10 protein-coding genes are annotated in these 13,863 nt (G+C 69.2%); 7 read left to right on the top strand and 3 right to left on the bottom strand.

Translation table 11 applies throughout. The features are described from left to right. The first annotated feature begins 304 nt into the window (after positions 1–304). Positions 305–1,831 carry a YncE family protein gene (locus IG62_RS0101570; protein WP_030796566.1) on the top strand — a complete coding sequence of 509 codons (1,527 nt, stop codon included), beginning with the start codon at positions 305–307 and terminating at the stop codon, positions 1,829–1,831. Positions 1,832–2,050: 219 nt separating this feature from the next. Here the strand turns inward: IG62_RS0101570 and IG62_RS0101565 are convergent, their stop codons facing one another. Both IG62_RS0101565 and IG62_RS0101560 read right to left on the bottom strand, forming a co-directional pair. Beyond that, positions 2,051–2,803, bottom strand: a complete 753-nt coding sequence (locus IG62_RS0101565) for a DUF4232 domain-containing protein (protein WP_030796563.1) — start codon at positions 2,801–2,803, stop codon at positions 2,051–2,053. A 449-nt stretch (positions 2,804–3,252) separates the two neighbouring features. Next, a complete protein-coding gene (locus IG62_RS0101560; RefSeq protein ID WP_030796561.1) occupies positions 3,253–3,675 on the bottom strand; it encodes a MarR family winged helix-turn-helix transcriptional regulator in 423 nt (140 codons plus the stop codon). A gap of 183 nt (positions 3,676–3,858) precedes the next feature. On the opposite strand from IG62_RS0101560, the gene eno reads away from it, so the two are divergent. The 6 genes from eno (at position 3,859) to IG62_RS0101525 (ending at position 11,587) form a co-directional block, all read left to right on the top strand. Continuing rightward, positions 3,859–5,136, top strand: a complete 1,278-nt coding sequence (gene eno / locus IG62_RS0101555; protein ID WP_030796559.1) for a phosphopyruvate hydratase — start codon at positions 3,859–3,861, stop codon at positions 5,134–5,136. A gap of 534 nt (positions 5,137–5,670) precedes the next feature. Next, a complete protein-coding gene (locus IG62_RS0101545) occupies positions 5,671–6,396 on the top strand; it encodes a dienelactone hydrolase family protein (protein WP_030796557.1) in 726 nt (241 codons plus the stop codon). Between the two features lie 256 nt (positions 6,397–6,652). Then, positions 6,653–7,330 carry a class I SAM-dependent methyltransferase gene (locus IG62_RS0101540; RefSeq protein WP_030796555.1) on the top strand — a complete coding sequence of 226 codons (678 nt, stop codon included), beginning with the start codon at positions 6,653–6,655 and terminating at the stop codon, positions 7,328–7,330. Between the two features lie 412 nt (positions 7,331–7,742). Then, on the top strand, positions 7,743–8,897 hold the full coding sequence (locus IG62_RS0101535) for an FAD-dependent oxidoreductase (RefSeq protein WP_030796553.1): 1,155 nt from the start codon (positions 7,743–7,745) through the stop codon (positions 8,895–8,897). Between the two features lie 706 nt (positions 8,898–9,603). Further along, positions 9,604–10,041 carry a hypothetical protein gene (locus IG62_RS48185; RefSeq protein WP_234326179.1) on the top strand — a complete coding sequence of 146 codons (438 nt, stop codon included), beginning with the start codon at positions 9,604–9,606 and terminating at the stop codon, positions 10,039–10,041. Positions 10,042–10,444: 403 nt separating this feature from the next. Then, entirely contained in the window at positions 10,445–11,587 is a 1,143-nt protein-coding gene (locus IG62_RS0101525; RefSeq protein ID WP_078871757.1) for an LCP family protein, read from the top strand. Between the two features lie 791 nt (positions 11,588–12,378). On the opposite strand, the gene IG62_RS0101520 is transcribed toward IG62_RS0101525, so the two are convergent. Next, positions 12,379–13,527, bottom strand: a complete 1,149-nt coding sequence (locus IG62_RS0101520) for an MFS transporter (protein WP_030796548.1) — start codon at positions 13,525–13,527, stop codon at positions 12,379–12,381. Between the last annotated feature and the right edge of the window lie 336 nt (positions 13,528–13,863).

The raw sequence follows: 13,863 nt of genomic DNA, 5'->3' as shown, positions 1-13,863 counted from the left end.
CGTAGGCGTCGCGGTCTCCCGCGCCCGCAGGCAGCTCCGGGCGCCTCGGCGCCGTCCGGTGCGATGACGCAAGCGCCGCGCCCCATAAGTCCCTTGAGGCTGTTTCGTCGCCCTGTGACGCGGGAATGTATGCCGTGATTCGAACCGACGGGCTGCCCATCCCACCTCGGGGTGAGCAGCCTGCGCCGTTCCGCCCAGCCCGCGTTCCCCTCTTGCCGTGCCCCGAAGCGGGATCTGCGGTTCTGCACGAGTGCCACCCGGCAGCTCGGCAGACCGAGGGTGGCCCCTTCCGAAGGGGTCCGCAATGAGTACGGACGTATCGACACTCACACACGAGCTGCTCCAGCTCGCTTCCCCCGCCCGCCCTGGCGCACCCATCGGCCAGGCCGCGGCGGCAGCCCCCGTGGATCCGACGATCCCCGTCGGCACCAACCCTGTCGGGCTGGCATTCATCCCCAGCGGCGACCTCTACGTCACCAACAGCGGCTCGAACAACGTGACGCTGATCGACACCACCACCGACACCGTTGCCATCCCGAGCATCCCCGAAGGAGGCACCGTCCCGGTCTGGCTGGCGGTCGCCCCCAACGGCAACGCCTACATCCCCAACAACGTCTCGAACACCGTGTCGGTGCTCAACACCGCCACCAACTCCCCCGTAGGCGCGCCGATCCCGCTCAGCGGCGGCCCGGCCGTGGCGGCGGTCGTCCCCAGCGGCAACGTCTACGTCACCCAAGCCACGGCGAACACCGTGTCGTTGATCGACACCAACACCAACGCCGTCACGGGCGCCCCCATCCCCACCGGCAGCTTCCCCGTCGGCATCGCCGTCGCCCCCAACGGCAACGCCTACGTCGCCAACCGGATCTCGAACAACGTCACGGTGATCAATACCGCCACCAACACCGTCGTGGGCGCCCCGATCCCCGTGGGCGCCAGCCCGAACTTCATCGCCATCGCCCCCAACGGCAACGCCTACGTCGCCAACATCGGGTCCAACAACGTGACGGTGATCGACACCAACACCAACACCGTCATCGTGCCCAGCATCCCCGTCGGCCTCAACCCGTGGGGAATCTCGATCGGCGCCGACGGTCGCGCCTTCACGGCCAACCGCGGGGCGAACACCGTGACGGTGATCGACACCAACACCAACGCCGTCGTGGGCGCCCCCATCCCCGTCGGTAGCCAGCCCATCACCACGGTGGTTGCCGTCAACGGCAAGGTCTACGTCGCCAACATCGCGTCGGCCGACGTCAGCGTCATCCAGTTCCCGCCCACGCTGAGCGGTATCAGCCCCGCCCAGGGACCCACCTCCGGCGGCACCGTGGTGACGATCACCGGCACCAACCTGACCGGCGCCACGGTCACCATCGGCGGTAACCCCGCCACCGACGTCAGTGTCGACCCCACCGGCACGCAGATCACGGCCACCACCCCGCCGGGAACTGCCGGCCCTGCGACGGTCACCGTCACCACCCCCGGCGGCAGCGCCAGCCTGGTAGGCGGCTTCACCTACCTCCAGAACGAGACCTCGCTGACCGCCACGCCGGCGCTGGCGAAGTTGTTCCCGCCGCACGTGTACTACCCGGTCCTGTCGGCCACGCTGACGGATCTGTTCACCGGCCTGCCGGTCGCCGGTCAGCCCATCACCTTCAGCACCGGCACCCACGTCCTGGGCACCGCCTACACCGACGCCCAGGGAACGGCCCGACTGGACGAGACGATCACCTTCCCGCTCATCCTCGCCCACGGCGGATACGACGCCACCTTCGCCGGGTCGCCCGACCTGCTGCCGGCCAGCGCCCACGGGGAGATCCTCACCCCTTAGGCGTGTCCCCCTAGACGTGTCCCCTATGCGTGTCCCCCAGGCATGTCTCCCTAGGGGTGTCGCGAAAGCACTGCTTGGCCCATGACGATGCCCCCGGTTCCGCTTCGGAACCGGGGGCATCGCACGGCACATCGGTGACCGGGCCCAACCCTGAGCACAGAGGGATCGCCCCCTCCGCTGCCCTGTCCGAACGCCCAGGCAGGGCAGCGACGAGGGCGGTCAGCCGATGGGGTTGACGAAGGTGGCCGGGTGGGTGGCGCCGGTCTGGTCGACGAGCGGGCCCCAGGGCCACTTCAGGGTCAGCGAGGTGGTCTCGTTCGGCGGGGTGACGGCCGCGAAGGCGGGCATCCAGGAGTGCTCCTCGTTCTTGCCGGCCATGCCGAGGTTGATCGTGAAGTCGGTGCTGTCTCCGGGCTTGAGGTTGATCGAGCCGTGCTTGGCCGAGGAACGGGCCAACGACCAAATCTGCCCGCCGTTCTCGGACTTGAGGTCCACGCCCGCGAAGCCGCCGATCACACAGGTGCGGCTCCCCTTGTTGGTCAGCACGATGCTGGTGGTCGTCGCGCCGCCCGCGTTCGGGTCCGGGGTCGCGTCCTCGCCCGTTGCGAAGACCGCCTTGAGGCCGGAGGTGTGGCAGCGCTGAACGCCCGAGCCCGCTGCCCCGCCGCCGCCGGAGGCGTGCGCGCTGCCCGGCTGCTTGCCCGACTGCTTGCCCGCCGCGGCGCCCGCCTTGCCGTCGACCTTGGCGCCGGGGCCCTCCTGGGCCTCGGAACCCTGCGCTCCGGCGGCGGAGCCCGCGCCGCTGGACTCGGCGGCGGCCGTGCCCGTTCCCGAGTGGCTCGCGGCCTTCGTGCCGTCGGCGTCCGAGCCGGAGCAGGCGGTCAGGGTGAGGCCGGCGGCCGCGGTCAGGGCCGCGGCGGCAATGCGCAGGGTGCGGCGACGAGCGGTGCGGACAGTGGTGGTGGAGCTCATTTCGGATCCCCCGGGCAGTCGGTGTCGTTGTCTCCTCGGTACGTCACCCACTCTGATCGGGGCCACTATCGCGAGGCTGCCGCTCCGCTAACGCCCGACTAACACGGGTGTGAGGAGTTGCCGGGGCAGATCGTCGAGCTGCCGTCGCTGCTGGCCGCTCCTCGTCGTCCCGGGCCGGGCGGCGGCGAGGGCCCCGAGACGAGCTGAATGCTTCGGGCCGATGGCGCGGGGCCGCTCCGAAGCCGTGGGGACAGGCAGCCTGCCGGTCGGTGTCAGCGGGGCGTTACGGCCCCTCACGTGGGCCTCCTGGACACCAAGGCGGATTTCGCAATCCACACCGGAACCAGAAGGCCCTCAGCCCTCACCTCGGTCAAGGACCAGTCAGGGCATGTCGCCTGGCATGTCGCCTGGCATGTCGCCTGTCACCCACGTCCCGGGACGGCACACACCTAGTGCGCCGCGAGCCGCTCCACCAGCCCGATCCCCCGCGCCAGCAACTCCCGCTCCTCCCCCGTCAATTCCGCCTCAATCGCCCGTGCGAGCCAATCCGCCCTGCGCCCCCGCTCCTCCTCCAGCAGCGCCTGCCCCGCAGAGGAGAGCTCGACCAGGCTCTTGCGGCCGTCGGTCGGATGCGCCCGGCGCGTGATCAGCCCCTGCTCCATGAGCAGTCCAACGGCTCGGGCCATGGACTGCGGGCGCACCCGCTGATCGGCCGCCAGTTCGCTGGTCGTCATCGCGCCGCTGCGGTCCAGCGCACCGAGGACGGCCACCTGACCGTGCGGCATCTGGTCCTCGAGCTTCACGCGCCGCGTGAGCTTTCCCATCGCGGTGCGCAGTTCGGCCGCGACGGCGGCGGATTCCGGAAGGGGCATACCGAATTTTAACGCAGCACAGCTGCACAGCAGAACTGCGCAGGATGACTGAACAGCAGTACTGAACAGCAAAACTAAACAGCTCAACTGAACAGCATTGCTGTAGAGTCTCCTGCGCCGGGTCCAGCGCCACCGTCGCCGCAGCCGGATCCCGGCACGCATGCGACAACGGGAAGGACTCCCATGACCGTCATCACCTCCGTCACCGGCCGGCGCGTCCTCGACAGCAGGGGCAACCCCACCGTCGAAGTGGACGTGGAGCTGGCGGACGGATCCATCGGCCGGGCCGCAGTCCCCTCCGGCGCTTCGACCGGCGCCCGCGAGGCCGTCGAACTCCGCGACGGCGACCCGACCCGCTGGCACGGCAAGGGCGTCGACCAAGCGGTACGCCACGTCAACACGGAGCTCGCAGCCGCCGTCACCGGTCGCGAGGCCGAGGACCAGGCCGGCCTCGACGCCGCCCTCGTCGCCACGGACGGCACCCCGACCAAGTCCAGGCTCGGCGCCAACGCGATCCTCGGGGTCTCCCTGGCCACCGCCAAGGCCGCGGCCGCCGCCCACCGCCTGCCGCTCTACCGCTACCTCGGCGGCTCCGACGCCCGGCTGCTGCCCGTACCGATGATGAACATCGTCAACGGGGGCGCGCACGCCGACAATCCCCTGGACTTCCAGGAGTTCATGATCGCCCCGATCGGCGCGGAGACCTTCGCCGAGGCCGTGCGGATGGGGTCCGAGATCTTCCACACCCTGCGCCGTGACCTCCTCGCCGCCGGGCACTCCACGGGCGTGGGCGACGAGGGCGGCTTTGCACCCGCCCTGCGCACCGCCGAGGAGGCCCTCGACTTCGTGGTGACCGCCGTCGAGCGCACGGGCTACCGGCCGGGCACGGACATCGGACTGGTCATGGACCCGGCGTCGTCCGAGTTCTTCCGCGAAGGCGTCTACGACTACACCGGGGAAGGAGTGCGGCGCACCCCCGCCGAACACGCCGACTACCTGGTCAAGTTGATCGACGCCTATCCCATCGTGTCGATCGAGGACCCGATGGCCGAGGACGACCTGACGGGGTGGCAGGACCTGACCGCACGGGTCGGTGCCCGCTGCCAGCTCACCGGTGACGACGTGTTCTGCACCAACGAGACCCTCCTGCGCGAGGGCATCGGCTCCGGCGTCGCCAACTCGGTCCTGGTGAAGGTCAATCAGATCGGCACCCTGTCGGAGTCGCTGGCCACCGTCAACGCCGCCCACCGGGCGGGCTACACCGTCGTCATGTCGCACCGCTCGGGAGAGACGGAGGACAGCACGATCGCAGACCTGGCGGTGGCCACGGGCTGCGGCCAGATCAAGACCGGATCACTGTCCCGCTCTGACCGCACCGCCAAGTACAACCAACTTATCCGCATCGAGGAGCAGTTGGGCGACAGCGCCCAGTACGCAGGCGCGGAAGCGCTGCGCCGCTAGGTGCGCTGTCCGGCGGATCATGCCCGGGCCGCCGGGCCCCGCAGCGTGGTGGCTGCTGGCCGGCATCCGTCCGACGCGGCCCTGGCCGCGAGCTCGGCGGACGTCGGCCCTGCCGCCTTACGCTGCTCTCGACGCCAGGCTGCCAACAGGTTCAGGGGCCAGTTGCCGGTTTCGGGAAGAGCCTTCTCAGGGTGACCCATGGCATGCGTCAAGCCGTGGGCAGGGCCAGCAGGCTGCGGCGCGCCCACCGTAGCCCGGCCACCGTGGCAGCACCGGTGAGCCCGCCTCCGCCGAGCAACTGCAGGATCACACCTGCCTCCATCCGGTGGCGGCCAGCCAGGCGCTGGTAAGCGCGACGACTTCGTGACGGAGCCGTGAGCCATCGCCGCATTGCAGGTGAGCCTTTGCCGCATTGCCGGTGAGCCATTGCCGCGTTGTAGGTGAGCCTTCTCCGCATCTCAGAGGCACACCGCGCTGTTCTGCCGGCGGTGAACACCGGCCCGACCGGGCTCGACGATCACTACCGTCCGTCTCATGACGACGATTACCACACGCACGGTCGAGTACCCGGCCGACGGCTTGACGATGATCGGACACCTCGCGCTCCCGGCCGGTGTCGACCGCCGGCCCGCGGTCCTGGTCGGGCCCGAGGGGCCGGGGCTGAACGACTTCCAACGCCGTCGGGCCGACGCCTTGGCTGAGCTGGGGTACGTGGCGCTGGCCTTCGACATCAACGGCGGGCGCTGGTTCACCGACCCGGAGGAGATGCTGGCGCACACGACCCCGCTGCTCGCCGACCCCGACCGGATGCGGGGTATCGGCCACGCGGCGCTCGACGTGTTGCGCGCCGAACGGCGGACCGACCCCGACCGGATCGCCGCCATCGGCTACGGCACGGGGGGCGCAATCGGGCTGGAACTCGGACGCGACGGCGTCGACCTGCGGGCGATCGCGACAGTCAACGCACTGACCACGGGCCGACCGGGCGAGGCGGCGCACATTCGCTGCCCGGTGTGGGCCGGGGTCGGGTCGGAAGACCCGATCATGCCGCCCGCGCAACGGGACGCGTTCACCGCCGAGATGCAGGCCGCAGGCGTCGACTGGCGCCTCGTGGTCTACGGCGGCGCCTTGCACGCCTTCCACCACCCGCCGGTCGACCACACCGTGCGCCCCGGCGTCGGCTACCACGCACGGCACGCGCAGCGAGCCTGGCACGACGTCGTCGACCTGCTCGCCGAGTGCCTGCCCGTAACGGAGTGATCCGGTCGGCAACCGCGATTCCGGGCCGCGCCCCAGGCCGGTCGACGGCCACCGGCTCCGCTGTGGGACATCACGGCAGCATGCCGTCGCGGCCAGCACGCCGGCGCCCCACTCACCAAGCTCAGTCACCAGCTCACCACTGCTTACCGGTCACCACGGCAGGTTTCTGGCGTATTCCGACCCCGCCCCTACCAGTCCCCATGGCGTTGCGCAGTCCTATCGTTGGCTGATGCGCGCACACCATACTGACCGCCCAATGGACAGCCCAATCGACAACCCCGTTGACCGCCCAGCCGATCTCGACGTGGTACGTGAGTCCTATGACCGCGTGGCCGACAACTACGCCCACATGGTGGTGACGACGGGAGTCGGCGACATCCGCTGCCATCCATGGCTCAAGGCATCGATCGATGCCTTCGCTGACACCGTGAGCGATCTCGGGCCTGTCCTCGACGTCGGCTGCGGACCCGGAACGGTGACCGCCTACCTTGCAGAACGCGGACTCGACGTGTCCGGGGTTGATCTCTCTCCCCGCATGATCGAGAACGCGCGACGTCTTCATCCGCAATGCCGCTTCAGCGTCGCCTCTGCCACCGACCTCGACCTTGGTGAAGCGTCCCTCGGCGGCGTGCTCGGGTGGTGGTCACTGTTCAACCTCCCACGCGACGTCCTTCCTCAGGTTCTCGCCATGTTCGCGCGTGCGTTGAAGCCAGGCGGACACTTCATCACCGCCACACACGTCGGCGACGAGGACTTCGTACGCACCGAGGCCTACGGAGGTGTGCCCGTTCGTTGGACGACACACAAATGGCGGCCGGAACAACTCGTGGCCCTGATCGAGCAGGCCGGACTGCGCCCGGTCGCCGAACTTCGCCTCCCTGCGGATGAGCACACCGGTCCGGGTGTGGTCGTCATGGCCAAGCAACCCGGCTGAGGACCAGGCGTCGGAAGCGGCACAGTTGGTCACGTGCCAGGCAAGGCTCCTCCGGACGACCTGAGGAGACCACTGGCGATCACCTCACCACCCGGCTGACTGGACCCACCTCGGAGCACTGGTGACAGTCGCATACCTGAGCCCCCAGTGGACCGGACCCGGGCCCGGTGTCAGGTCCGGGTCTGGTGTCGGGTCCGGGTCCGGTATCGGGTGGTTGTCGGCGGATGTCGGCGGTGGTCGGTGGTCTGTCGGTGATCTGTCATCGGCTGCCGGGACATTGGAACTGGTTGGCGTCCGCCTCAGCGGCACCGGCCACCAGCATCGCATCGTCCCGACTCACTGGAACGACGCTCCCGGCATGGCCTGCCTGCCGGGTGTCCGCCCAACGGTCCACGGCCAGCAAGGAAGTCCCATGACCACTGACATCACCATCATCGGCGCCGGGCTCGGCGGCCTCACGCTCGCCCGCGTCCTGCACGTCCGCGGAATACCGGCCACGGTCTACGAGGCGGAGCCCTCCCCCACTGCGCGTGCGCAGGGTGGGATGCTCGACATCCACGACTACAACGGTCAACTCGCCCTCGAAGCAGCAGACTTGATGGACGAGTTTCGAGGCATCATCCTGGAGGGCCGCCAGGCAATGCGGGTCCTCGACCCGGACGGGACCGTGCTGTTCGACAAGGCCGACGACGGCGCGGGGGGACGCCCCGAGGTGCAACGCGGTGAGCTGCGACAGATCCTGCTCGACTCACTCCCGGCCGACACCGTGCGGTGGGGACACAAGGTCAGCAGCACCCGCAGCCTCGGCGGAGGTCGCCATGAGGTGACCTTCGCCGACGGCAGCACCCTCGTCACCAGCCTGCTGGTCGGCGCGGACGGCGCGTGGTCACGGGTCCGGCCACTGCTCTCCACCGCCACACCCGAGTACATCGGCAAGTCGGTCGTCGAGACCTACCTGTTCAACGCCGACACCCGGCACCCCGCTGCCGCAAAAGCAGTCGGCGGCGGGTCGATGATCGCGCCCAGTCCGGGCAGGGAGATCTTCGCTCACCGGGAAAAGGACGACACTCTGCATGCCTACGTGGGGCTCACCGAGCCGCAGGACTGGTTCGCCGCAATCGATTTCACCGATGCCGCCGTGGCCGCCGCGCGGATCGCGCAGGAGTTCAACGGCTGGGCGCCGGAGCTCACCGCCCTGATCACCGACGGCGACACCGCGCCGGTTTTGCGCCCCCTCTACGCTCTGCCGACCGGGCACCGGTGGGACCGGGTGCCGGGAGTGACCCTGCTCGGCGACGCCGCCCACCTCTCGGCCCCGAACGGCGAGGGCGCCAACCTGGCCATGCTCGACGGCGCCGAACTCGGCAAGGCCCTCGCCGCGCACCCCGACGACACCGAGGCCGCGCTCACCGCATACGAACAGGCCATGTTCCCCCGCAGCGCCGAGGCTGCCCTCTTTGAAGGTGCCGAGGCCCACGGTTCCGACTCCGACAACAACACAACCCCCACAGGCCACACGGTCCACGACCTGATCGCCGCGTTCACCCGGCATGAGCAGTCCCACTAGAGCATTCGCCCAAGGTGTTCGCCGCCGTGCGGGCCTCGGCGCATCGAAGAACCGGCCAAGACGAGGCGCGGTCTCTGTTCGCTTCGGGCCTTGAGCACGCTGCCCGTCTAGGGCCGCCTTGCCGGGTTGGCCGTGGCCTTGGCCGTTCCGGTGTTCACGTCGATCACTTCTCGGCGCTCGGTCCACCGTCCGCCCCGCCTCGGTGTCCGGTCCGACAACAGCGGCCCCACTCACGCCCATTGGGCATCAACCGACCACACACTGGCACCTCTAGGGCGAAGCACTCAGGCAGGTAGGCGAAGCCTCGCCGGCTGCGGGCGCGGTCCTCGGTGAGTTCCTAGTGGGGGCCAGCCGCAGTCGGGTGTGACACTTTCGACCGGCGCGCCGCAGTGGGTGGTGCCGATGGCTATCGACTGTGAGGTGCCTTGATGTGTGCGGGGCCCCCGCTTCCCGTTGCTGCGCGTGGCGCGGGTGGCCCCAGCTGGCTGCGCGCGCCATCGGCTCGTCGATGACGAAGTGGCGGTCCGCGGACATCGATGTGAAATAGCGGTGAAGGGAGTTTCGGGATCGTTCAACGGGAAATGCGCGGACCGTGACTTACCCCAATGACGGCATACCGCAAAATCATCCATACGGCTCCAGAGCAAACTCTCCGTACCCCGGCGGATCAAACCCGCCGGACGGCGGCGATACGACTCCGCTGCCGATTTCCGGGGCGCAGGCGCAGGCCCCGCACCTCAGCAATTCACCCTCACCGTACGATCCCGTCGGGGCAGCGTCGTACGACCCCGCCCCGGCCGCCCCGTACCACTCCGTTCCGAACACCACCTCCAACGCCAGGAGGAGTTGGCAAGGAAACCGGCGAGGTGTCGGAGCGGATCGGCTCGCCTTGATCATTCACAGTCTCGCGGATGTCGCCGCGGGATTTCTCGGGCTGTGGATCCTCCTGTACCTGCTCGAAGCGAATCAGGTGAATGTTTTCGTCGGTTTCGTGCACGGTGTGGCCGACTGGCTCGCCGGCTGGTCGCAGGACATCTTCATCATGAAGACGGAAGGGCTGCGGGTGTTCTTCAACTACGCCCTCCCCGCGCTGATTTACCTCGCGGTCGGCCATGGCACAGCCGCCTGGCTGCGACGCCTCTGACTGCCGCGCTTCCGCCGAGCTCAGGGGACGTGGACGACCGTGTCCCCTGAGCGTCGAGGCGGACGCCCCGCCAAGCCGGTGCCTCTTCTCCCCACGTGGGCCATTCCCGGAAATCGTGATACGTGTTCCGGCTGCCGGGCGATGCCGCATACCCGTTCTGTAGTCGTGCAGTGAAGGTATTGAGCGGGCCCAGTGATGCGTTGAGATGAGGAGCGAGGACACCGGGTTCGACTTGCCCGAATTCTCGTAATCGGCCATGACTGCCTGTTCAGTCGCTCCCTTGCGCATTTGGCAGGACATTGCAGCCGACTCCCTCTGTCGCTGTGCATCAGGTCGGAAACAGTCTTCCCTGAGTCGCTCCTGAGTTATGTTCGAGGAGACGGGAGAATGCACACTGCTGAGCATGCATCAGAGGCCCCGTGGCAGGTATGCCGACTTCCAGGAACCGTATGAGCCCGCACATGCGGCGCGTCCCCCGAATTCCGCCCAATTCATACCCACCCAGCGGCCCGCGGTGCCGCCCCGTTCCGAAAACGGCGGCCCGTATGACGTCGAACCGGCCCCACGTAGGCGCGGCAAGGCCAAGCGGATTCTGATATCCGTCCTCGTCATCCTGCTCGTGGTGGCGGCCGGCACGTATTTCTGGGCGGACTCCAAGCTGCGCAAGGAGGTCGATCTCAGCAAGGTCATCGACCGACCGGCCGCGGGCGAGGGCACCAACTACCTGATCGTCGGCTCCGACAGCCGCAAGGGCATGTCGGCGGCCCAGCGCAAGAGCCTGCACACCGGCGGCAGTGCGGAGGCGGGGCAGCGGACCGACTCGATGATGATCCTGCACATCGGTTCCCACGGCCCGACGCTGATCTCCCTGCCGCGCGACTCGAACGTCACGATCCCGGAGTTCCGCGGTTCCGAGTCCGGCAGGATCAGGCCCGCCATGGGCCCGAACAAGCTCAATGCCTCCTACGCCTTCGACGGTCCGCAACTGCTGGTCCGCACGGTCGAGTACAACACCGGGCTGCACATCGACCACTACGCCGAGATCGGCTTCACCGGTTTTGCCGACCTCGTCGACGCCATGGGCGGAGTCGAGATGGACCTCGACAAGGGCTTCACAGACAAGTGGTCCGGCGCCGATTTCAAGGCAGGCCAGCAGACCCTCAACGGCACCCAGGCACTCGCGTACGTCCGTACCCGGCACGCCTTCGCCGGCAGCGACCTGGACCGTACCAAGAACCAGCAGAAGTTCCTCTCGACGCTCGCGAGCCAGGTGGCCACGCCCGGCACCCTCCTCAACCCGTTCACCCTCTATCCGGTCATGAGCGCGGGCCTCGACACCCTCGTCGTCGACAAGGACATGAACCCCTACCTGCTCGCCGAGATGTTCTTCGCCATGAAGGACGTCAACAGCGGCGAGGGCAAGTCCATGAACATGCCGGTCTCCGGCAGCGTCGGCGGCAACCTCCAGTGGGACAGGCCGAAGGTCAAGCAGCTCGTGGACGAGCTGAAGAACGACGCCCCGGTCACCGTGACCAGCGACCGCTGACCGACACCATCCGGCCGCGAGCGGTCCGTGCGAGGTATTCGTACGGACCGCTCTTCGTGCGTCGGAGCAGCACGGGGGCTCGGAGTACGCGCCAGAGCAGCATCGGCCAGAGCAGCCGATTCGGTCCCACATCCTGCTCGCACGCGGAAGAGCGGCCTGGCGTGGGGTGAAGTCTGACGCGGGCGGGGCCGCCGGGGGAAGGCAGCGCCGCCCGCGCCATGAGGGCGGATCCGCTGGCACGGGGGGAACCGTCGGATCCGCGTGTGCCGATGACCAGTCGGCTACTCCTTCTGCGTCACCGGTTGATCAGTTGTCACACCCACACGGCAGGCAGGGCTGAATGAGTACATATAGCCGCGCATGTCGGACGTATGGCCTGGTCGAGTAACGCGGGAGCATCCTGCGGCGCAGAACTGCATACGGGCGCGTGATCGCGCGCGTATGCGATCCCGGCCAGGGTGACTCCTGTGGGGGGTGGCCACCCTGGCCGTGATCGCGCGATACCGGGTCCTCCGCCCCTCACAAAAGCGCCGGGCACCGTCTTTCGCCACTTCCGAGAGTGCAGGGCACCGTCTCCCACGGCATCGAGCCGCAGCGCCGTGAGCGTGCCGAACTTGTCTGTCTGCCCCAGTGGAACCGGAAGGTGGTCGGGATCGGGGTGACAGTGGTGCGCGACCGACCGGAAGGCGGGGTGGTTCTCGTCGGGCAGCCGGTGCACGCACGGCCGGCTGTTGCTGAACTTCCGTACCGCCAACGCGGCTGGGCGGAGAGGGTCAAGACCCCCTGCGGCGTCACTCGCGGGTACGGCTGCCGCGTGGGCGGCGGTGGGTGAGCACGATGACCGGGCCCGTCGCGAGGAGCACGGCAAGGACCACGTAGCCGTGGGCGAGGGTGGCCAAAGTGGCGGCGCCGGCGACGAGCAGCGGGCCGCCCGCATCACCGAGTTCGCGCCCCAGTTCGGCGGCGCCCATGGTCTGGCCGAGCCTCGCCTGAGGGGTGGAGGCCGCCAGGGCGGCGAAGCCGAGCGGTGTGATCAGCCCCGTGCCGATACCGATCAATACGGCAGCGAGCAGGACACCGGTCAGTCCGGGCAGCACGGCGCAGGCCAAACCGGCGGCCGTGGTCAGCAGGCCGACGCTGATGCCGGCGGGCGCGGTGAGGAGCCCGGCGTCCAGGGCCCGCCCCGCGCGTGGCTGGACGATCGCGGCGCAGGCGGCGAGGACCGATACGGCGGCACCGGTCGCAACAGCGCCCAGACCCGCGGCCCGCCCGGAGACCGGCAGGAAGCCCACGCCGACCGACAGCGCGGCACTCGCACCGGCGAGAGCTGCGGTGGGGCGCCAGAAGGCCGGGTCGGCCAGCCGCCGGGCCACATCCACCACCGTCTGCCGGGCCCGCGGCAACGGTCGTACGTGCGGCACGGCGAGCACAGACCAGACCGCGACAGCCGCACCCAGCACTGCCAGCACGGCGAAGAGCAGGCGCAGCCCGCCGACCCACATCAGGACGCCGCCGAGCAGCGGGCCCAAGGTGTAGCCGATGCTCTTGTAAAAGCCGTAGCTGCCGAACGCCCGACCGTGCCTGGCCGCCGGATTCAAGCGGGCGACCAGCGCGGAGGCCGAAGGTGAGAAGGCGGAGGCGGCCGCGCCCTGGCCGAGGCGGGCTGCCCACAGCCAGCCTGGACTGTCCGCGAGCACGTAGAGGGCCGACGCCGCGGCGAAGGCGGCCAGTCCGCCGAGCAGCACGGGGCGGGCGCCGATCCGGTCCGCCAGGGTGCCGAACAGCGGCTTGAGCAGTACCTCCGCCCCGTCGTAGAGGGCCAGCAGCCCGCCCAGGACCATGACCGAGGTCACCGCGTCCGGCGAGAGACCGCCGAGGTTGGCTGCGATGCCGTGGGCACCGAACGCGGTGGTGAATCCGGCTGCGTACAGCGGCCACATCTGCCGCCGCGGTGCGCACTCTGTGGTCGGCGCCGTCACCGGTCCTCCTCCGGGGCCTCACGAGTGCCGGTCAGGGGGCCCTGCCTTCGCTGCCCACACTATTGATGCTCGTCCGAACCGTGGTAGATGCCGAACCGTCGTACATACCGAACCGTGGTACATACCGACCGACGTCTACCGGCCCCCGGGGCCAGCCCGTGCACCGACTGGGAGCTTTTGGGTGACGGTGAAGTCGTCGGCGCGTCCGAGGACGGGGACAGCGGTCGGGGGCGGAGGCCGGGTCGGGGGCAACTTGAATGGCCCCCGTCGGCAGGTGAGCGGTGCACCGGGTTGGTG

The sequence above is a fragment of the Streptomyces sp. NRRL S-337 genome, from assembly GCF_000720175.1.
GTDB classification, from domain to species: domain Bacteria; phylum Actinomycetota; class Actinomycetes; order Streptomycetales; family Streptomycetaceae; genus Streptomyces; species Streptomyces siderophoricus.
The sequence above is the reverse complement of the archived record's forward strand: the minus strand, read 5'-3'. Positions and strand labels throughout refer to the sequence as shown.